20 protein-coding genes and 1 riboswitch are annotated in these 20125 nt (G+C 73.7%); of the genes, 11 read left to right on the forward strand and 9 right to left on the reverse strand.

Going from position 1 to position 20125, the window contains the following annotated elements; translation table 11 throughout:
• Positions 1–25: 25 nt before the first annotated feature.
• Together C229_RS0104875 and C229_RS29435 are read right to left on the reverse strand one after the other, a co-directional pair.
• Positions 26–1297, reverse strand: a complete 1272-nt coding sequence (locus C229_RS0104875) for a lipase family protein (protein ID WP_026313446.1) — start codon at positions 1295–1297, stop codon at positions 26–28.
• Positions 1298–1418: 121 nt separating this feature from the next.
• Positions 1419–2618, reverse strand: a complete 1200-nt coding sequence (locus tag C229_RS29435) for a PucR family transcriptional regulator (RefSeq protein ID WP_018653959.1) — start codon at positions 2616–2618, stop codon at positions 1419–1421.
• A gap of 327 nt (positions 2619–2945) precedes the next feature.
• Here C229_RS29435 and C229_RS0104885 point away from each other — a divergent pair, with 327 nt between their 5' ends.
• From C229_RS0104885 to C229_RS0104915, 6 genes are all read left to right on the forward strand, one after another.
• Entirely contained in the window at positions 2946–3734 is a 789-nt protein-coding gene (locus C229_RS0104885; RefSeq protein ID WP_018653960.1) for a hypothetical protein, read from the forward strand.
• A complete protein-coding gene (gene menC, locus C229_RS0104890) occupies positions 3731–4831 on the forward strand; it encodes an o-succinylbenzoate synthase (RefSeq protein WP_018653961.1) in 1101 nt (366 codons plus the stop codon). The genes C229_RS0104885 and menC overlap by 4 nt, the downstream gene beginning before the upstream one ends.
• 231 nt (positions 4832–5062) lie before the next feature.
• A complete protein-coding gene (locus C229_RS0104895; RefSeq protein ID WP_018653962.1) occupies positions 5063–5692 on the forward strand; it encodes a hypothetical protein in 630 nt (209 codons plus the stop codon).
• Between the two features lie 235 nt (positions 5693–5927).
• Positions 5928–6551: a hypothetical protein gene (locus tag C229_RS0104905; RefSeq protein WP_240487078.1), complete on the forward strand. Its 624-nt coding sequence runs from the start codon at positions 5928–5930 to the stop codon at positions 6549–6551.
• Positions 6552–7619 (forward strand): helix-turn-helix domain-containing protein, encoded by a 1068-nt coding sequence (locus tag C229_RS0104910; protein WP_018653965.1) that lies wholly within the window; start codon positions 6552–6554, stop codon positions 7617–7619.
• Positions 7620–7747: 128 nt separating this feature from the next.
• Positions 7748–8218 carry a MarR family winged helix-turn-helix transcriptional regulator gene (locus tag C229_RS0104915; protein ID WP_018653966.1) on the forward strand — a complete coding sequence of 157 codons (471 nt, stop codon included), beginning with the start codon at positions 7748–7750 and terminating at the stop codon, positions 8216–8218.
• Here the strand turns inward: C229_RS0104915 and sigJ are convergent.
• From sigJ to C229_RS0104930, 3 genes are all read right to left on the reverse strand, one after another.
• On the reverse strand, positions 8201–9040 hold the full coding sequence (gene sigJ / locus C229_RS0104920; protein WP_018653967.1) for an RNA polymerase sigma factor SigJ: 840 nt from the start codon (positions 9038–9040) through the stop codon (positions 8201–8203). The genes C229_RS0104915 and sigJ overlap by 18 nt on opposite strands.
• A gap of 7 nt (positions 9041–9047) precedes the next feature.
• Positions 9048–9959, reverse strand: coding sequence for an NAD-dependent epimerase/dehydratase family protein (locus tag C229_RS0104925; protein ID WP_018653968.1), 912 nt, complete (start codon positions 9957–9959; stop codon positions 9048–9050).
• A 70-nt stretch (positions 9960–10029) separates the two neighbouring features.
• Positions 10030–10494: a MarR family winged helix-turn-helix transcriptional regulator gene (locus C229_RS0104930; RefSeq protein WP_018653969.1), complete on the reverse strand. Its 465-nt coding sequence runs from the start codon at positions 10492–10494 to the stop codon at positions 10030–10032.
• A 169-nt stretch (positions 10495–10663) separates the two neighbouring features.
• Between C229_RS0104930 and C229_RS0104935 the strand changes: the two genes are divergently transcribed.
• Complete coding sequence (locus tag C229_RS0104935; RefSeq protein ID WP_018653970.1) at positions 10664–11617, forward strand: isopenicillin N synthase family dioxygenase; 954 nt, start codon at positions 10664–10666, stop codon at positions 11615–11617.
• A gap of 200 nt (positions 11618–11817) precedes the next feature.
• Here C229_RS0104935 and metE read toward each other — a convergent pair whose 3' ends face one another.
• Complete coding sequence (metE, locus tag C229_RS0104940) at positions 11818–14064, reverse strand: 5-methyltetrahydropteroyltriglutamate--homocysteine S-methyltransferase (protein WP_018653971.1); 2247 nt, start codon at positions 14062–14064, stop codon at positions 11818–11820.
• Positions 14065–14170: 106 nt separating this feature from the next.
• Positions 14171–14382: riboswitch (cobalamin riboswitch) on the reverse strand.
• A gap of 148 nt (positions 14383–14530) precedes the next feature.
• Here metE and def point away from each other — a divergent pair.
• Both def and C229_RS34035 read left to right on the forward strand, forming a co-directional pair.
• Entirely contained in the window at positions 14531–15061 is a 531-nt protein-coding gene (gene def / locus C229_RS0104945) for a peptide deformylase (RefSeq protein ID WP_018653972.1), read from the forward strand.
• 345 nt (positions 15062–15406) lie between these two features.
• On the forward strand, positions 15407–15604 hold the full coding sequence (locus C229_RS34035; RefSeq protein ID WP_155884600.1) for a hypothetical protein: 198 nt from the start codon (positions 15407–15409) through the stop codon (positions 15602–15604).
• Between the two features lie 191 nt (positions 15605–15795).
• Here the strand turns inward: C229_RS34035 and C229_RS29440 are convergent, their stop codons facing one another.
• Positions 15796–16569 carry a DUF5995 family protein gene (locus C229_RS29440; RefSeq protein ID WP_205624418.1) on the reverse strand — a complete coding sequence of 258 codons (774 nt, stop codon included), beginning with the start codon at positions 16567–16569 and terminating at the stop codon, positions 15796–15798.
• A 61-nt stretch (positions 16570–16630) separates the two neighbouring features.
• Entirely contained in the window at positions 16631–17308 is a 678-nt protein-coding gene (locus C229_RS0104955) for a TetR/AcrR family transcriptional regulator (protein ID WP_018653974.1), read from the reverse strand.
• A 119-nt stretch (positions 17309–17427) separates the two neighbouring features.
• Here C229_RS0104955 and C229_RS0104960 point away from each other — a divergent pair, with 119 nt between their 5' ends.
• Positions 17428–17871 carry a nitroreductase/quinone reductase family protein gene (locus C229_RS0104960; RefSeq protein ID WP_018653975.1) on the forward strand — a complete coding sequence of 148 codons (444 nt, stop codon included), beginning with the start codon at positions 17428–17430 and terminating at the stop codon, positions 17869–17871.
• 130 nt (positions 17872–18001) lie between these two features.
• Complete coding sequence (locus C229_RS0104965) at positions 18002–19333, forward strand: sensor histidine kinase (protein ID WP_018653976.1); 1332 nt, start codon at positions 18002–18004, stop codon at positions 19331–19333.
• A 6-nt stretch (positions 19334–19339) separates the two neighbouring features.
• Here C229_RS0104965 and C229_RS0104970 read toward each other — a convergent pair whose 3' ends face one another.
• Positions 19340–20104: an MgtC/SapB family protein gene (locus tag C229_RS0104970; protein ID WP_018653977.1), complete on the reverse strand. Its 765-nt coding sequence runs from the start codon at positions 20102–20104 to the stop codon at positions 19340–19342.
• Positions 20105–20125 lie beyond the last annotated feature (21 nt).

A 20125-nucleotide genomic window follows, 5' to 3' on the forward strand; every position in this document is an offset into this window, starting at 1 on the left:
GTGGGGCGTGGCGGGACGGGTCCGGTCAGCAGTTGCCGGTGAACGGCCTGCCGGTGAAGCGGTCGTCGAGGAACTTCAGGACGTCGCCCGCCGCGCCGAAGTACGTCGTGGCGTGCTCGGTCGGGTAGCCGTTCTTCCACGACGTCGGGATGCCCGCCTTGCAGTACAGGGCGCGCGTCTCGTCGGTGGTCTCGTGCGGGATGGCCTCCTCGAACCAGCCCCGGTACTGGAAGACCGGGAAGCCGATCTCGTACCGGGCGCCCGAACCGGCCCGGCCGATGCCGACGCCCAGCTTGTGCCGGTCGAGGATCTCGCCCCACGTCGTGCCGTCCGGACCCTTCAGCGCGTAGATCTGCGGAAGGGTCAGCTTCTTGGTGGTGAAGTCCTCGATCTTCTTGCCCGCGAAGATCGCCAGCGTGCCGAACATGCAGTGCGACACGACGTCCTTCACGGCCTTCTTGCCGAAGTCGTTGAGCAGCTCGGCGAACGGCATCTCGGGGTAGGACACGTGCAGCCCGATCACCGCGATCGCCATGAACCCGGCGAAGAACCCGCCGCTCATCATCTCGGCGGTGACCTTGAGGTCGCCCGGCACGCCGCCGGACGCGACGCCGACCACGTTCAGCTCCGGCGCGTACGACTTCGCCTCCTGCGCGGCCCACAGCGACCCGGCGCCGCCCTCGGAGTACCCCGTCAGACCGACCTTGCCGCCCGGCGCGACCGGCTTTCCGGGAAGCCGGTACGCCGCGCGCACCGAGTCGAGCACCGAGTGCGCGGCGTTCGGGCCGTTGACGTAGCTGTGCGTCTCGCCGTCGAGGTAGCCGACGCCGTCGCTGGCCGCGACCGCCCAGCCCTGCTTGAGGAACCCGGCGATGATCGGGCCGTCGTAGCCGTCGTTGAAGTTCCCGCTGAGCTGCTTGGAGATCGAGCACTGCGATCCCGATCCGTGGGTGAACGCGCTGTTCGCGACGACGGGACGGGAGCCGCCCTTCGTCCACGGCGCGTCCGGCACGGCCACGAAGCCCGAGACCAGGATCTTGCGGCCCTTCACGTCGGTGGAGACGTACCGGATCTTCCACGCCTTGTACGCGACGTCGATCGGCGCGGTCGTCAGCCGCACCTCGGTACAGCCCACCAGGTCACCGTTCTCGCCGGTGACGACCTTCGGGGCGGGGGCGTAGATCTCGGCGTCCTTGAGCGTGCAGCCCGGCGGCGGGGCGGCGGACGCGGGTTGCGCCGCCGGCAGCATGGACGCTGCGGCGATCACGGCGGCGGTGAGGAGGGTGCGCACTCTCATGGCGACTCCGGGGTGGGTGGTCCTCGGTAAGGAAGTCCCGACTTTCGCCGTTCGCCGCCGCCCGGCGTACGTGCAAGTACGCACATTTCTGCGGAACCGGGCACCCGGATGTGATGAAAGCTCAGTCCTCGCCCGGGTTCTCCCGCAGCCAGTGCCGCAGCGCGAGCTGGAGTTCGAGCTGCCGGTCCGGATCGTGCATCGCCGTCCCGAACAGTCCGTCCAGCCGTCCCAGCCGGTACCGGACCGTCTGCGGGTGGACGCTCAGCCGCCGCGCCACCGCCGCCGCGTTGAACCCGCACTCCAGGTAGGCCAGCAGCGTCTCGGCCAGCCGGTGCTTCTGCGCGGGACGCGCGTCGTCCAGCGGGGCGAGCCGGTCGGCGGCCAGGTCACCGAGCAGATCGCCGTCCCGGGTGACGATCAGCAGCGGGACCTGGTCGAGCGCCCGCACCGGCGCCTCGTCCGGCGCCGCGCCCGCCAGCATCAGGCCGAGCGCGCGCCGCGCCCACGTCAGCGACCGCGCCGCCTCGCGCGGCGCGACCGTCGGGCCGACGGCGGCGATCCAGTCGCGCAGGCCCGCGTCGAGCGCGGCGCGGCGCCCCGGCCCGTCCGGGTCGGGGACGAGCAGGCACGGTTCGGGCACGTGCAGCGCGGCGAGGACGTCTCCGGGGACGCCCGGCCGCGCGTCGCCGCCCGTCGCCCGGGGCCGGACGGCGACGGCCGCGAGCGTGCGGGGCAGCGGCCAGTCGGCGGCGAGCGCGGCACGTTCCAGGTCGTCCGGCGCGGGCGCGTCGGACAGCAGCAGGTCGGCCAGCGCACGGCGCTGCGCGGGCCGCTCGCGCTCGGTGCGGGCGCGCGCGGACGCGTATCCGGCGGCGAGCGCCTCCATGATCTGGTTCTGGAACGCGAAGACCTGCTGCACCACCGCGCCGACGAGCGTCGGCGAGACGCCGGGCAGGTCGGTGGCCAGCTCGGAGAACCGGCGGACGGACACCCCCGTCCCCACCCGGAACGGGCGCTGCCACGACTCGGGGGCGCTGCCGTTCAGCGCCTCGGCCGCGCCGACCTCGCGGAAGAACGCGAGCATGTCGTCCATGGGCGTGCCCGGATCGACCAGCAGGTCGAGGAACCGGGCGTTGGGCCAGGCGACCATCTGCCGGAGCGTCCGCGCGTAGACGGGGTCGTGCGGGCGGGAGTACTCGGGGAACTCCCTCTCGATCTCCCGGACGGCTTCGTCCGCGACGTCGGCCGCGTGCCGCCGCAGCACCGCGACGATCTCGCGCGCCTGGTCGGCGTCGAGCCGTCCGGCGAGGCTGTGCTCCACGACCGCCTCCCGGGGGACCGTCCAGAACGGGCCTCGCAAACTACCACCGGCACCCCGAAGTCAGACGGCGCACCCACACGGCAGCAGAACGGTCAGTTCCCCTTCACCCCGCGCGACCTCCACGCGTTCCCCGCAGAACGGACAAGGCGCCCCGCGCGGCACATCGACGGAACCGGACTCGGGAGCAGGCGCGACAGTCACCCGGCCCACGCTAGGGCATCGTCCCGCCGCCCGGCAGAGCGGCGGCGAAGACGAATTGCCGGTCGTAGCACCGCAAAGCAGGCGCCGGTGGTCGGCGCGCGCCGGGCGCCGGGTGACACTGGGGAGGTGAGCGGGATCGAGGTGCGGGTGCTGCGGAGTCTGGCGGAGTTCGCCGACGTCCACGGGCTGTTCGACGCCGTCTGGCGGCCCGCGCCCGAGGCCGCGCCGGTGCAGGTCGAACTGCTCGCCGCGCTCGCCCACGCCGGGAACTACGTCGCCGGGGCCTACCGGGGCGGGCGGCTCGTCGGCGCGTCCGTCGCGTTCTTCGGCGAACCGCCCGGCGTGTCGCTGCACTCCCACATCACCGCCGCCACCGAGCCCGGCGTCGGCTTCGCGCTCAAACTGCACCAGCGCACATGGGCGCTGGAACGCGGGCTCAGCCGCATCACCTGGACGTTCGACCCGCTCGTCCGCCGCAACGCCCACTTCAACCTCGGCAAGCTCGCCGCGCGCGCCGAGGAGTACCTGCCGTCGTTCTACGGCGTCGTCCGCGACGAGGTGAACGGGGGCGACGAGACCGACCGGCTGCTCGCCGTCTGGCCGCTGCGCGAGCCGTCCGTCATCGACGCCGTCAACGGCGAGCCGCCCGCCGCGCCGGTGCCGCCCGGCGCCGTCACCGCGCTGGGCGAGCGCGACGGGCGGCCCGATCGCGGGCTTGTCGGGGAGTCCACGCTGCTCGTCGCCGTCCCCGCCGACGTCGAGGCGCTGCGCCGCACCGACCCCGAGGCCGCGCGGGCGTGGCGGCGCGCCGTCCGCGAGGTGCTGGGCGGGCTCGTGCAGGACGGGGCGCGGATCACCGGGTTCCACCGGCGGTCCTGCTACGTCGTGGAACCGAAGGCCGGGGGGCGCTCGTGAAGATCGAAGGGGTCGAGCTGCGGCGCGTCGCGCTGCCGCTGGTCGCGCCGTTCCGCACGTCGTTCGGCACCGAGACGTCGCGGGACGTGCTGCTCGTCCGCGTCGTCACCGGCTCCGGCGAGGGCTGGGGCGAATGCGTCGCGATGGCCGATCCGCGCTACTCGCCGGAGTACGTGGAGGGCGCCGCCGACGTGCTGCGCCGGTTCCTGGTGCCCGCACTGCCGCCCGGCGGCGACGTGTACGCCGCCGAACGCGCCATGCTGCCGTTCAAGGGGCACCGGATGGCCAAGGCCGCGCTGGAGACGGCCGTCCTCGACGTGCGGCTGCGCGCCGCCGGAGTGTCGCTCGCCGCGTTCCTCGGCGCGTCCGCCGACCGGGTGCCGTGCGGCGTCTCCGTCGGCATCATGGACTCCATTCCCGAACTGCTCGACGCCGTCGGCGGCTACCTGGACGAGGGCTACGTCCGCATCAAGCTCAAGATCGAACCCGGCTGGGAGGTCGAGCCGGTGCGGGCCGTCCGCGAGCGCTTCGGCGGCGACGTCGCGCTCCAGGTCGACGCGAACGCCGCCTTCTCCCTCGCCGACGCGCCGCTGCTCGCCCGGCTCGACGAGTTCGGGCTGCTCCTCATCGAACAGCCCCTCGCCGACGACGACCTCGTCCAGCACGCCGAGCTGGCCCGCCGCCTGCGCACCCCGCTCTGCCTGGACGAGTCCATCGAGTCGGCCCCGAACGCCGCCGCCGCGATCGCGCTCGGCTCCTGCTCGGTCGTCAACATCAAGCCCGGCCGCGTCGGCGGCTACCTGGAGGCCCGCCGCATCCACGACCTGTGCCGCGCGCACGGCCTGCCCGTCTGGTGCGGCGGCATGCTGGAGACGGGCATCGGCCGCGCCGCCAACATCGCCCTGGCGGCCCTACCGGGCTTCACCCTCCCCGGCGACACCTCGGCCTCCCGCCGCTACTTCGCCACCGACCTCACCGCCCCGTTCGTCCTAGAAGACGGCCACCTCCCCGTCCCCACCGGCCCGGGCCTGGGCGTAGAACCCCTCCCCGACCGCCTCACGGAGTTCACCACCGACACCGAGTGGATTCCGCTGTAAGACCGGCCGCGCTCCGGCCGTTGACCTCGGCCACGCCACGTCGATTTCGGATATCCGGGAAAAGTGCGGCATCTTTTCATGCCCATGACCGCGCACTGGTAAAGGGAACCCCACGACTCGAAGAGCCTGTTGCCTCGGACGGATATTCGCTGTATTCCTTTGAGGACCCCGGCAGCGCCGCACAATGCTCGGTGCTCGAACAATGACACTCCCCCGACATTCAGGACTCTCATGGACGACGTTAAGCGCAGCGGTCGAATCGTCGCGGTCATGGCCGGGCTCGGTGTTCTCGGGCTCCCGGGGCCGGTGGCGGACGCGGATGACCGCCGTACCGGGATCTCCGGGCTGACACGGCTCGGGGCGCGGGAGTGCGCGGCGGTCGAGCGTGGCGAGGGGGTGCGGTTGGGAAAGGGTTGCGTCTTCGGTGTCGAGATGACGCTCGGCGAACCCCGCCGACTCGAAGGTCCGCAGGCCGAGCGGGCGGTCGGCGCGGCGGCATGGAAGATCCGTGACGTCCGCGCTTCGGCGTGCTTCTCGTCCGGGAGGCCGGTCATGGGCGGCGGGTCGGGCTGGAAGTGCAAGGTGGCGAAGGCGACGGTCAGCGGGGCGTTCAAGTACAACGGGCGGCGGATCTGGGCGACGTGGGCCAGTTGCGCCAAACGCGACACCACGCTGTCCTCCGCGGAGATCACCTGGTGCGGGAGCTGGAACAACGGTGTCGCGGCGAACGACCCTCCCGGTTACATGAACATCGGACTTAACGGTACGGCACGGTATTTCAAGGCCACGAGCTATGACTTCTACATCCGTATCGACGGACGGCCCAGTGGCGCGGTTTCTCTGCGCGGCGGTGGGCATTGATCCGCGACTTTTCCTGGAGCCTGCATGACGCCCGTTTCTGAGGTCTTCTGGTCGTTGCTTCCCTTTCTCCTGCTGCTCGTGGTCGTGGGCGCGGTGGTCGGGGTGCTGGTCGTGCGGTCGCGGCGGCGGTGAGGCGGGGCCGGAGTGTCGGAGGCGGCGGTTAGGGTCGCGAGGTATGGCGGAGGAGTGGGTGGAGGCGTGGCGGAGTCTGCGCGGGGCCGGGTTTCTGCATGCGGTGCGGGATGCGCATCGGGAGGCGACGCTGCGGGTGTTCGAGGGGATGGACCGGGCCGAGGGGTTCACCGAGCGGTCGTTCGGGGTCGGGGCGTTCGACGTGCTGGCCAGCAGGCTCGACGCCGTGCTCGGGCTCGGCGGGGAGGGGCCCGCCGTCGCGGGCGCGGTGCGCGACGACCTCAACCAGTCGCCCGGGTGGCGGGTGGGACGGTACCGGATGCTGCTCAAGCGCCACACGTTCGGGCAGGTGCGGCGGCTGCGGTGGGATCGCGACAGTCCCACCAAGCAGGCCGTGGCGCGGCAGGCGTACGCCGACGACGCGCAGCTCGCCCTGCCGCTCGGGCTGCCACCCGGCGTGTCCACAGCCGACACGCCCGGGATCGTCACGCTCGTCCTGGCGCACAGCGCCACCGACGAACCCCTCGACATGGAGCTCTACCTCGGGCGGCCCCGCTGGAACGCCGACGGCGGCGACGCCTGGCACTGGGTGCGGCGGCTCGACGACCGCGCGCTCGGCGCCGATCCACGCCGTAAGCTCGACGAGGCCACCCTGCCGCTCTGGTCCGACGGTTCCGCCGACGTCCCGATGCGCCGCAGGCGAGAGACGAGCACCGAAACGACGTAAGTGAACGACGGTCCCCTTTCCGCGACCACCGCCGCCCGGTCGCCGTTCGACGGTGAACGGCTGACGCTGGCGCGGCGGCTGCGCGGCCTGCGCAAGAACCAGCTCGCGCAGGCCGTCGGCACCACCCCGGCCGCGATCGGACGCTACGAGGCCGGCGTGCAGGTCCCGCCGGGGACGACGCTGCCGCGTCTCGCCGTCGCGCTCGGCGTCCCGCCGGAGTTCTTCCGCCCGGCCGCCGCCCCCGCCGCGCTCGACTCCGCGCATTTCCGGTCGCTGCGCTCGACGACGCAGGTCGAACGCGACCAGGCCCTCGCCTACGGCCGTCTCGCCGCCGACATCGCCCGCGTCTTGGACGACGTCGTGGAGTTCCCGCCCGTCGCGGTCCCCGAGCACCCGGTCTCCCCGGAGGAGATCGCGGGCCCCGGCCCGATCGAGGCGGCGCGGCTGGCCCGCAAGGAACTGCTCGGCGACGACGAGCCGGTGCCGAACGTGGTCCGGCTGCTGGAGTCCAGCGGGGTGATCGTGCTGGTGCTGCCGCCGTCCACCGAACGCGTCGACGCGTTCAGCGTCGGCGCGCACCCGCGTCCGATGGTGCTGTTCAACCCGGCCAAGGGCGACTACTGGCGCAACCGGTTCGACGGCGCGCACGAGCTGGGCCATCTCGTCATGCACGCGGACGCCGAACCCGGCGCGAAGATCGTCGAGGATCAGGCGCACCGGTTCGCGGCCGAGTTCCTGCTGCCGTCCGGCGCGGTCGCGGCCGAGCTGCCCGCCACCGCCGACTGGGACCGTCTCGCCGCGCTGAAGGAGCGCTGGGGCGTCAGCATGGCGGCGCTGCTGTACCGCGCCCGCACGCTCGGCGTCATGCCAGAGGCCATCTACCGCGCGGCGATGGCCGTCATGTCACGTCAGGGGTGGCGCCGCGCCGAGCCCGGCGACCCCCGTCCGCTCGAACGCCCGACGATGCTGACGGCGGCGCTCGAACTCGCCGGTCTCTCCCGCGACACCGTCGCCCACCACGCCCGCGTCACCTCCGCCGACCTCGACCTCCTGGTCCCCCCGCGCTGACGCCGCGCGTCACCTCGACCTCCCGGTCTCCCTGCGCTGACGCCGCGCGGCGCCGTCACCGACCTCCAAGGTTCCCCATGCCGAGGCATTCGTTGGTGGCGCCAACGTCGGCGGCGTAAGCTCCCCCCATGTCCGACGACGCCCCGCCCGAGGCCCTGCGCTCGCTCGCGAGCTGGCTGCTCACCCAGACCGCCGCGCACGCGCACCGGCTCGTCACCGACGGCCTCGGCGCCATCGCGGCGCGCGGCCACCACTACCGCCTGCTTGCGTCCCTGGACGAGTTCGGCCCCGCGAGCCAGGCCACCCTGGCCCGCCACAGCGGCGTCCACACCAGCGACGTCGTCGCGGCCCTCAACGAGCTGAGCGCGGCGGGCCACACCGCGCGCCTCCCCGACCCGGCCGACCGCCGCCGCAACATCATCACCCTCACCCCCTCCGGCCGAACCCACCTGACCGCGATGCGAGAACGCCTCCAAGCCGTCCAGGAAGACCTTCTGCGACCCCTGGACGCGACGGAACGCGCCACCCTCACCACCCTGCTGACCCGCCTCCTCGCCCACCACGAGAACCGGGAACGGGAGTCACGGCACGCGGGCTAGTTTGTCCGGGTTGAGGACGGCGTAGACGGCGGCGATGCGGCCGTCCCGGACGTCCAGTGCGACGACCGAGCCGCCGTCCGGGCCGGTGAAGCGGACGGCGGGCTCGCCGTTGACCTCGACGAGGCTCGCGGTGCCGAACGAGTACCGGGCGAGCAGGCCGGTGAGGAACGCCAGCAGGCGGTCGCGGCCGGAGATCGGGCGCAGCGCCGCGCGGGCCTTGCCGCCGCCGTCGCCGTAGTAGACGACGTCCTCCGCGAGCAGGTCCCCGAGCGACGACAGGTCGCCGGTCTGCGACGCCTCGACGAACCGGTCGAGCAGCCGGGCGGTCGCCGCGCGGTCCGGCGCGAACCGGCGGCCCTCGCCGCCCAGGTGCCGGGACGCGCGGCCGTAGAGTTGACGGCAGTTCGCCGCCGACAGCCCGGTGATCTCCGCGATCTCCGCGTACGGCAGCTCGAACGCCGAGCGCAGCACGAACACCGCGCGTTCCGGCGGCGTGAGCCGTTCCATCAGGTGCAGCGTCGCGAAGGAGAGCGAGTCGCGCAGCTCGGCCGTCTCGGCGGGGCCGAACGCCGCCGCGTCCACCGGCTCGGGCAGCCACGGCCCCGGATACGCCTCGCGGGTGACGCGGGCGGAGCGGAGCTGGTCGAGGGCGAGCCGCGTCACGATCGTGACGAGGTAGGCGCGCGGCTCGCGGACGTCGTCGGTGACGCCGGACCAGCGCAGGTAGGCGTCCTGGACGACGTCCTCGGCGTCCCACATGCTGCCGAGCAGCCGGTAGGCGAGGCCGAGGAGCAGCGGGCGGTGCGTCTCGAAGGCGTCCATCGCGGTCTCAGGCTCCCAGGCGGTCGCGCCAGGTCGTGTGGCGGGGCCGCCAGTCGAGCCGCAGCCGCGCCCGCGCGTTGTCCGCTCCGCGCAGTTCGTTGAGGTACGCGACGCCCCAGGCGCCGACGGCGAGCCGCGCGAGCGCGGCGGGCAGCCGCCTGGGCGCCGGGCCGCCGACGCGTCCGGCGACGACGCCCGCGACCTCGTGCAGCGGCGCCGGATCGTCGTCCACGACGTTGAGGACGCCGCCCACGGGCCGGTCCAGCGCCGCCACGACGGCGGACGCGGCGTCCCCGGCATGCGTGAACGAGTAGACGGCGTCGCCGCCCCCGACGAGCGGCAGCTTCCCGTCCCGCAGCCGCCGCGTCATCGCGCCGTCCGGCGCCCACGCCGACCCGTCCCCGTACAGGTGCCCGAACCGCAGCGCGACCCCGCCCGCGCCGGTGACCTGCCGTTCCAGCGACCGGACGGCGTCCAGCGCGGAGGCGAACTGGCGCGGGGTGCCGTCCGTCCACAGCCCGGCGTCCTCGTCGGCGAGGCCGGGCGCGGGCTGGTAGGCGAACGCGATGCTCTGCGCGACGAACCGCGCGCCTCCGGCGGCGTCGAGGAGGTTGCGCGTGCCCTCGTCGCGCAACCGGTCGGTCGGGGCGAACTCGGCGCGCATCCGGCGCGGGTTCGGGTCGGCCGGGATCGCGGTGAGCAGGTGCACGACCGCGTCCGGCGCGGCCTCCCCGACCGCCCGCCGCACCGCCTCGGCGTCGAGCGCGTCGGCGCGGACGGGCCGCGCGCCCGCCGCCGTCAGCGCGTCCGCCGCACGGTCCGACCGGGCGAGCCCGGCCACGTCGTGCCCGGCCGCGCGCAGCAGCGGGACGAGGGGACGTCCGATGACGCCGGTGGCCCCGGCGATGAGAACCCGCATGACCGACCTCCAGTGGGTGTGCCGTCGCGGTCAGGACGGGCGGCCCGGCGCCGGTGTGACATGACCCCGGTCACATCTCGGGCGCGCGGGCGGCGTCGTCCGCGACGACGACGCGGCGCAGCAGCGCGACGAGCGTCCGCTGCTCGTCGTCGCTGAGGACGCTGAGGCGTTCGGCCTCGGAGGCGCGGGCGATGTCGATGAGCGACGCGAGCAGCGCGGCGCCCGGCTCGCGCAGCGCGACGCGCTGGCGGCGGCGGTCGGCGGGGTCGCGCTCGCGGACGATGTGGCCCCCGTCGGCCAGGTCGTCGAGGTAGCCGACGAGATGGCTGCGGCCGAGCGCGAGGCGTTCGGCGATCTCGTGCTGGGCGAGCGGCCCGAAGTCGCCGAGCGCCGCCAGGACCGCGAAGTGCGGCAGCCGCAGCCCCTGCGCGGCGAGCGCGTCGACCAGCGGCCGGTGCGCGATCCGCGCGACGTGGACGGCGAGGTAGGCGGGTAACCCGAGCAGGGTCGGCGGCCGGAGGGCGTCGTCGTCCATGCGCCCGAGCCTAGAGCGCGCCGGTGAGCAGGCTGTAACCCGCGTGAAACGGCGGATCGGGCAGCATGGACGGGCACAGAGACCGTGGGTAACGCCGGGCGCCGAACGTCCGGGGTTGCGTGGCCTTGCCAAGACAAGTGCCCTCGGGCTCGTGACCGTAGGAACGGCCATGAACCGTCACCTGACCGAACTCGACCGCGAGGCCGCCATGGGCGGCGCCGGGACCGAGACCGCACGCGAGATCCGCCGCATCGACCTCACCGGCTTCGCCGCCCGCCGCGAGGAGATCACTGCTCAGCTCTGGGACGCCGCCACCGAGATCGGCTTCTTCCAGGTCGTCGGGCACGGCATCGACCTGGCCGCCGTCCGCGCGGCGTTCGCCGAGGCCGAGCGCTTCTTCGCGCTCCCCGACGAGGTGAAGGCCCGGCATGCGCTGCGTCCCGGGCGGAACGCGGGCTGGGAGAGCATGACGCAGGTGCGTCCGTCGACCGGCACGCCCGACCAGAAGGAGTCGTTCCAGATCACCCGTCCGTTCATGGACGGACTCTGGCCCGACGCCCCGTTCCGCGCCACGCTGCTCGCGTTCGAGGCGGCCTGCTGGGAGCTGGCGATGCGGCTCCTGTCGTGCTTCGCGACCCGGCTCGGCCTCGACGACGCCTTCTTCACCCGCGCCCACGACCCGTCCGGGCCCGAGTACCGCAGCACGCTGCGGCTGCTGCACTACTTCCCCGTCACCGCGCCCGGCCACTGGCGGGCGGGCGCCCACACCGACTTCGACTGCCTCACCCTGCTGTTCCAGCGCGACGGACAGGGCGGCCTCCAGGTCTGCCCCGGACGCGAGCGCGACGCGCAGGAGTGGACGCCGGTCACCCCGTCCGACGACGCGGTCACCTGCAACATCGGCGACATGCTGATGCGGTGGAGCGACGACCGGCTCCCGTCCAACTTCCACCGGGTGAAGTCCCCCGAACCGGGCGAGCAGGCCGGTTCCCGGTACAGCATCGCGTTCTTCGCGCAGGCGAACCGGGACGTCCTCATCGAGAGCCCCGGCGGCACCTACCCGCCGATCACCGCCGAGGACTACCTCGCGCAGCGGATCGCCGCGAACTACGCGGGGAAATAGATCACGCCCGAGTTCCGACACGGGTGGGAAAGAACTGTCACGTTCCCGGGCATTCCCTTCGCTGACCTGCGGAGTCATACTCGGGTTCCACGCGGTGCCGCACCGCTCCGGAGCCGCCGCCCCCGGCCCGGAGACGGCCCCCCGGCACCGCTGGGGGTCGCGAGGCCGCCGGGCCCCACCCCGGCGGCCTCCTCACGTCCCTACAGGCCCGCGCGGACCTCCTTCGCCGCCGCGACGAGGTTGCGCAGCGACGCCTCGGTCTCCGCGTAGCCGCGCGTCTTCAGGCCGCAGTCCGGGTTGGCCCACAGCCGGTCGGCCGGGACCGCCGCCAGCGCGCGGCGCAGCGCCTCGGTCATCTCCGCGACGTCCGGGACGCGCGGCGAGTGGATGTCGTAGACGCCCGGCCCGATGCCCGCCGCGTACCCGGCGGCGCGCAGGTCCGCGACCAGCTCCATGTGCGAGCGGGCCGCCTCGACGCTCGTCACGTCGGCGTCCAGGTCACCGATCGCGCCGATGATCTCGCCGAACTCCGAGTAGCACATGTGCGTGTGGATCTGCGTGCCGTCCGCGACGCCGGACGTGGCCAGACGGAACGCGCCGACCGCCCAGTCCAGGTAGGCCGGACGGTCGGCGGCGCGCAGCGGCAGCAGCTCGCGCAGCGCGGGCTCGTCCACCTGGATGACGCCGATCCCGGCCGCCTCCAGGTCGCGGATCTCGTCGCGCAGCGCCAGCGCGACCTGGCGGGCCGTCTCGGCCAGCGGCTGGTCGTCGCGGACGAACGACCAGGCCAGCATCGTGACCGGGCCGGTGAGCATCCCCTTCACCGGGCGGCGGGTGCGGGACTGCGCGTACGTCGTCCACTCCACCGTCATCGGCTCGGGGCGCGACACGTCGCCGTGCAGGATCGGCGGGCGGACGCAGCGCGTCCCGTACGACTGCACCCAGCCGTTGACCGTGGCCGCGTAGCCGTCGAGCTGCTCGGCGAAGTACTGCACCATGTCGTTGCGCTCGGGCTCGCCGTGCACGAGGACGTCCAGGCCCAGGTCCTCCTGGAGCGCGATCACGCGGTCGATCTCGGCGCGCATCGCCGCCTCGTACTGCTCGGTCGTGCTGCGGCCCGCGCGGTGGTCGGCGCGGGCCGCGCGGACCTCGCCGGTCTGCGGGAACGAGCCGATCGTCGTCGTCGCCAGCGGCGGGAGGCCGAGCGACTTGGCCTGCGCCGCCTGCCGCTGCTCGCGGGACGCGCGCGGGGTGCCGTCTCCGAGGGCGTCCAGGCGGGCGCGGACGCGGTTATCCACAGCCGGGGGGACGGCCTGCGCGGCGTGACCGGAGATGGCAGCGTGGCCTTCGGTGAGGGCGCGGCCGAGGAGGACCACCTCGTCCACCTTCTGCCTGGCGAAGGCCAGGCGGCCACGCACGTCGTCCGGGAGGTCCGGTTCGGCGTCCAGGTCGAGGGGCACGTGCAGGAGGGAACACGATGTGGCGGGGACGACCTCGTGGGTCAGGCCGAGCAGCGCGCCCAGGGTGGCGAGCGCCGCCTCCAGGTCCGCGCGCCAGACGTTGCGTCCGTCCACCACGCCCGCCACGATGCGGCGCAGCGGCAGCCCGCCGATGCCCGCCAGCGCCTCCAGGTTGCCCGGCCCGGCGACGAAGTCCAGGCCGATCGCCTCCACCTTCGTCGCGGCCAGCACCGGCAGCGCCTGCGCGACGTCGCCGAAGTACGTCGCGACGAGCAGCCGCGGCCGGGCCGGGAGCGTGCCGAGACGGTCGTAGGCGCGGCGCAGCGCGGCCAGCTCGTCGTCCGTGCGGTCGGCGGCGAGCGCCGGTTCGTCGAGCTGCACCCAGGTGACGCCCTCGCCCGCGAGACGCTCCAGCACCTCGGCGTACACCTCGACCAGCGAGTCGAGCAGGTCCAGGGGGCGGAAGTCGTCCGGGGCGCCGGGGGCGGCCTTGGCGAGCAGCAGGTACGTCAGCGGGCCGATCAGCACCGGGCGCGTGTCCACGCCGAGCGCGCGGGCCTCGCGGTACTCGGCCAGCGGCTTGAACCCGGCCGGGTCCGCGAGCCGGAACCGGGTGTCCGGGCCCAGCTCGGGGACGAGGTAGTGGTAGTTCGTGTCGAACCACTTCGTCATCTCCAGCGCCGGGACGCCCTCGGCGCCGCGCGCCATCGCGAAGTAGGCGTCCAGGCCGTCCAGGTGACGGAAGCGGTCCGGCACGGCGTCCACCAGGACGCTCGTGTCCAGCATCTGGTCGTACAGCGAGAACGTGTTCGACGGGACGTCGGTGACGCCCGCGTCGCGCAGGCCCGTCCACACGTCGCGGCGCAGCGCGGCGGCGGTGCGGCGCAGTTCGGCGGCGTCGGCGCGGCCCGCCCAGTACGCCTCGGTGACGCGCTTCAGCTCGCGGTCCGGGCCGATCCTCGGATAACCGAGCACGGTCGTGGTCATGGCTCTCCCTCGTCTGGCCAATCCCAGGGACGCGCGCGAGGGCAGGGCACGGCGGGGCACCGCCGCGTCCGGGCCGTCCCGCGCGGCCATGGATCACCGCGCGCCGGCCGGCGCGCGGGCGGAGGCAGGTCTTCGGACTCACGGGCGCCTTGCCTACCCCTACCGGCCGTCGCTTCCCAGACCTCCCGGTCCAGTGCGTATGACGGCTTTCGTTCCCGTTCACCGCTGCGGGGCAGTCCCGGATTCGCACCGGGTTCCCTCTTACGACGCCCTCCCCGCCGGAGCGGGAGGGGCGAACCGTCCGCGATCGCGAGTATAGGGGGACCTGTCTCCCCGCCCCCGGCGGCGGGACGGGCCGGGGCGGGCGGCGGCCTATTCTGGGAGGAGGGCCGTCCGGGCAGCGCCTCCGCGTCGCGCGCGGACCGGAGAGGCCCGCAGACGGTGACATCGCGGAGGGAACACGACCATGACCGGAACCGCACGACCGATCACGCTGGTGGGCGAACCCGTCCTGCACCGGCCGTGCGCGGACGTCGAGACGTTCGATGACGCGCTCGCCGAACTCGTCGACGACATGTTCGCCAGCATGTACGAGGCCAACGGCGTCGGCCTCGCCGCGAACCAGATCGGCGTCGGGCTCCGCGTCTTCGTCTACGACTGCCCCGACGAGGACGGCGTCGCGCAGAAGGGCGTCGTCGTGAACCCCGTCCTGGAGATGCCCGAGCACCGGCACCTGGACGACAGCGAGGAGGGGTGCCTGTCCGTCCCCGGGCCGCACGCGCCGCTCGCCCGTCCCGACCGCGCCGTCTGCCACGGCTTCGACGTCACCGGCGCGCCCGTCACCGTCGAGGGCACGGGGCTGCTCGCCCGCTGCCTCCAGCACGAGACCGACCACCTCGACGGGAAGCTCTACATCGACCGGCTCGCCAAGCGCGTCCGCAAGCGCGTCCTCGCCGAGATGGAGGAGATGCGCGCCGAACGCGAGACCGTCGCGTGACGAACGCGCACTGAACGGCATCGGCGGCTCCGGGGAATGGGCGGGGCCGCCGATTTTTCTGTCACGGGGTTGACGAGATCACCGATGTGCCGGTTATAGTTCTCGGCATGGAGCTTTGATACTTCCGGGTTGAGCCGCCGCCCACGCCGTAGCGCGTCCGGCCGCTCCCCTCTCCCCGGCGCCTGAGCGCGCTGACCGTCCCCGCTGTGCCATGCCCGCATCGTCGGCGTTCTCTCGCCTTCGACGTGCGCGCCAGCGTCCGGTCTTCCCGCTTCACGCGCCTCGCATCACCCTTCCCGCCTCGGCCCGCCAACGGCCGAATTCACGCTGCCCGGAGGTATCTTTATGCGTACCCACGATCATCTCAATGTCGCCGAAATCCTGCTCAACGCCGACACTCCCGCCAATCCCAAAAAGGCGAAGAAGACCAAGCCGAAGCCGACCCAGCACCGCCACCCGACGGGCCGCTCCGCCGACCTGGCCGCCAACGCCCGCCACACGGCAACCCGCACCCCACCCCGCCAGTTCAACCGATCCCGCTGACCACCCCACCCCCGGCCCGCCCACCCGGGCGGGCCGGACCCCCAACCACCCCAAAACATCCAACCGCGCCACGCCGCACCGCCTCGCGCCACGCCATGCCGCCCCACACCGCGCCGCCCCGGGCCGAGCCGGTCGCGGGGTGGACGAGTCGGGGTATTTCGAGTGGGGCGGGTGTCGGGTCGCTCGGTGGTTCAGCCGGGTGAGAGGCGGAGATGGCGGGTGGTCGGGGGTGGGAGTTCGGGTGCGGTGGTGTGGGCGCGGGGTACTGAGGCTAGGGCCGGGGCTACGAGCAGGCGTCCGGCGAAGCCGACGACCTGTGCGATCAGTCCGGCCGAGCGGGCGTACAGGTGCGGGAGGTCGCGCTGCGGCCAGAGCATCTCGACCGTCTGCCACGCCAGGTCGCGGGCGCGGGCGACGCTGAAGCTGCCCAGCAGGTGCTTCACCGCCTCCGCCTCCTCCCCCGGCAGCTTGGCGAACCACGGCTCCACGCCGGCCCGCACCTCGGCCTCGGCACGCTCCAACGTCGCGTTGATCCGCAGAAAGTCGGCGTGCACGGCCGCGTCCGGCTCGACCCCCCGCTCGACGCACGTCTCGATCACGGCCAGCGCCAGATCGTGGTTGATGTGCGCGTTCATCCCCGCCAGCACGTGCTGGAACGGCCACACCCGCGCGTCCGCCCGCGACTCGAACAGCGGCCGCCAGGCCCGCCCGGCCTCCCGCCCCTCCGCGACCCGATCGACGTTGGCGAAGAACAACTCCGCGAACACCACGTCCAGCCGCTCCACGAACGCCCCGTCGGCGAACCGCCCGGCGGCCAGGTCCTCCACCACGAACTCGGTCACCCGCCGATAGACCCGCGTGAACGCCGCGACCCCGTCCCCGCTCTCAAGCCCCCGCTCGATCTCCCCCATCCGTTCGAGCACACCCCCGACCGTCAGCCGCCCGACCACCATCGCGGTATCCACAAGGCGAGCCTAGAGTGCCGCCATGGCTACGGAGGGCGATCGGCGCGATCGTGTCGGCGCGTCAGGGCAGGCCGAGGGTGTCGGCCATGGTTTCGACGGTCCAGGCGAAGAGGGCGTCGGCCGGGTCGAAGGTGTTGGCCAGGTGGCCGAAGAGTTCGAAGCCGATGAGGCCGTAGAGGTGGGCCCACGCGGCGGCGACGCGGACCATGACGTCGTCGGGGAGGTCCGGCGCGACGAGGGCGGTGGTGCGGGCCGCCTGGGCGGCCAGGTCCGGGGGCAGGGGCGGCGCGGGCGTGGGCGTCAGTTCGGGGGCGTCGCGGACGATGGCGATCAGCGTCAGGGGGACGCGGGACGCGGACGGGATCGTCGTCTGGGGGGCCTCGTAGCCGGGGACCGGGGAGCCGTAGACCAGGGCGTACTCGTGGGGGTGCTCGCGGGCCCAGGCGCGGACGGCGGCGCACGCGGCGTGCCAGCGGACGCGGGGGGCGCCGGACGCGGCGGCCTGCTCGACGCGGGCGCCGAGGGCGTCGTACGCGTCGATGATCAGGGCCGTGAGCAGGTCGTCACGGCTGGGGAAGTAGCGGTACAGGGCCGAGGAGACCATGCCGAGGTCGCGGGCGACGGCGCGCAGGGACAGCGCGTGGGCGCCCGACTCGGCGAGGCGGGCGCGGGCCGCCTCCTTGATCTCCCGGGTGATCTCGGCGCGGACGCGGTCGCGGGCGGTTCGTCCTGCGGTCATGGCCCTCATTCTGCCAGCCCGGCGAGCGCCGCACAAAAACGAGAGCACTGCTCTTGCCGGAACGCCGACACGCGTGCATACTGATCTCAAGCGAGAGCACTGCTCACAAAGGAGACCCCATGACCGGCACGCGCAACGTCCAGGGCGGACGCCTCGAACGCCGCATGAACCGCTTCGTCGCCCGCCTCGCCGGACGCGGCCTCCGCCTCCCGGGGATCGAACTGCTCGCCGTGCGCGGCCGCACCAGCGGCGAGTGGCGCACCACCCCCGTCCACCCGATGGCGTTCGAGGGCGAGCGCTACCTGGTCGCGCCGCGCGGGCACACGCAGTGGGTCCGCAACATCCGCGCGGCGGGCGGCGGCGAGCTGCGGCGCGGGCGCCGCACCGAGGCGTTCGAGGTCGTCGAGCTGCCCGACACCGAGAAGGCCCCGGTGGTGCGCGAGTACCTGGACCGCTTCGGCTGGGAGGTCGCCCGGTTCTTCGACGGGCCGGTGAAGGACCCGTCCGACGAACGCCTCGCCGAGCTGGCGCCGGGCGTGCCGGTGTTCCGGATCGTCCGCTGACCCGCACCCCGGCACACCGGAACGTCGGCACCGACCCCTACGCTGTGGTCTAGAGACGTCACGGTGCGTGGTCGGGGGGACCGGAATGTCGGGAGAGGGGGCGACACGGTTCCGCTATGCCTGGACGCGCATGCTGTACTCCATCCGCGGCCGGGCCACGGTCATCAGCGTCGCGGTCACCCTGATCGTCGGGCTGCTGGCGATGGCGCTCGCGCTGATCCTCGCCCGCGACGTCGCCACCAACGCCGCCTGGGAGGGCGCGAGCGGGCAGATGCAGCGGGCCGCGCTCCAGGTCCGCGACGGCCGGACCGACACGCCCCTCACGGTCGACGACACCCCCGACGACCTCGTGCAGGTCGTCGACGAGCACGGCACCGTCCTCAACGCGAGCAGCCGGCTCACGGACGAACCGCCGCTGCTGCGCACGAACACGCGGGAGTACTTCGTTGACGGCGAGACCTGCCTGCGCGGCAACGGCGCGTGCGTGTGGGTGACCGGCGTCCGCGTGGACGGCTCCGCCTACGACCGCCCGGTGATGGTGTTCGGCGCCGCCGAGCCGCCCCCGCTGCTGCGCGGCTGGGCGCTCGCGGGCGAGATGGCCCTGCTGCTGATGTTCCTCCTGATCGTCGTCGGCTGGTGGACGTGGCGCTCGGTCGGCCTGGCGTTCACGCCCGTCGACGACCTGCGCCGGGAGATCGCGACGATCAACGCCGCCGGGACGGGCGCGCGCGTCACGGTCCCCAAGACGCACGGCGAACTCCAGGACCTCGCCGAGACCGTCAACAACACGCTGGGCCGGCTGGACGAGGCGGCGGGCCGCGAGCGCCGCTTCATCTCCGACGCCTCGCACGACCTGCGCAACCCGATCGCGGGCCTGCACACCCGGCTGGAACTCGCCCTCCACGAGGACGACGACGACCGGTGGCGCCCGGACGTCCGCGCGGCGCTGCGCGACACCGAGCGGCTGAACGAGATCGTCGCCGACCTGCTGGAGCTGTCCCGGCTGGATTCGCGGGCGCCCGCGCCGCAGGAGCACATCGACCTGGCGGAGCTGACGCGGCGCGAGGTCGAGCGGCGTCCCGACCGCGTCCCGATCGGCACCGACCTGGAACCGGGCGTGGTCGTCGTGGCGAACCCGGTGCGGCTGGCGCGCGTCCTGGGGAACCTGCTCACCAACGCCGAGCGGCACGCGGTGGCGGCCGTGGACGTGACGGTGCGGCGCGACGGCCCGGACGCCGTCCTGGAGGTCCGCGACGACGGTTCCGGCATTCCGGAGAAGTACCGCGAGCGGGTCTTCGAGCGCTTCGCCCGCCTCCCCGAAAGCCAGCAGCGCGACCCGGCCGGAACCGGCCTCGGCCTGCCCATCGCCCGCGAGATCGCCGAGACCTACGGCGGCGGCCTGCGCCTTATGGACGCCCCGCGGGGCGCGCGCTTCGTCATGCGGCTCCCGCTCGCCCCGTAGCGGGCGTCATTCGGCGTCGTCGTCGTCGCCGTGCCCGGCGGTGACGGCGAGCACGCCGGGCAGTTCCGCGAGCTGTGCGACCAGGTCGCCGGTGGAGCCGTTGCCCTCCAGCCGCAGCACGACGACGGCGCCCCGCCCGGGCGGCGCGGCGGCGCGGCCGTGCCGGTCGTCGCGGCCCTCGTCACCGATGTCGAGGGACTCGCGTTCGACCTGGAGTTCGGCGACGACGAACCCCATCGCCGTGGTCGCGGTGAGCGCCTGCCGCAGGACGCCGCGTCCGTCCCGGTAGACGAGCCGGACGCGGAACCGCCGGGGCCGCCCGAGCCGGTCGGCGGGCAGCAGCCGGGCCAGCCCGCTGAGCCCGAACACGACGAGGAAGTGCCCGGCCGTGACGGCGACGGCGAGCACCCACAGCCCGCCCCCGGCGGCCATGCCGATCGCGGCGGTCACCCAGACGACGGCGGCGGTGGTGAGGCCGCGCACGGCGTCGCGCCGGACGAAGATGAGCCCGCCGCCGATGAACCCGATGCCGGACACGATCTGCGCCGCGACGCGGGACGGGTCGAGCGAGACGTTGCCGGGAACGTCCCCGAAGCCGTACTTGGACACGAGCATGAACAGCGCGGCGCCGACGCCGACGAGCGTGTGCGTGCGCAGGCCCGCGCTCTTGTTGCGCAGGCCGCGTTCGAGGCCGATCGCGGCGGACAGCACGAGGGCCAGCCCGAGCTGGCCGAGCTGGGTGAGGCCCTGACCCGGGGCCAACTCGAACACCCGGACGGCCTACCCCGGGGC

Source organism: Actinomadura flavalba DSM 45200, from assembly GCF_000374305.1.
GTDB lineage: Bacteria > Actinomycetota > Actinomycetes > Streptosporangiales > Streptosporangiaceae > Spirillospora > Spirillospora flavalba.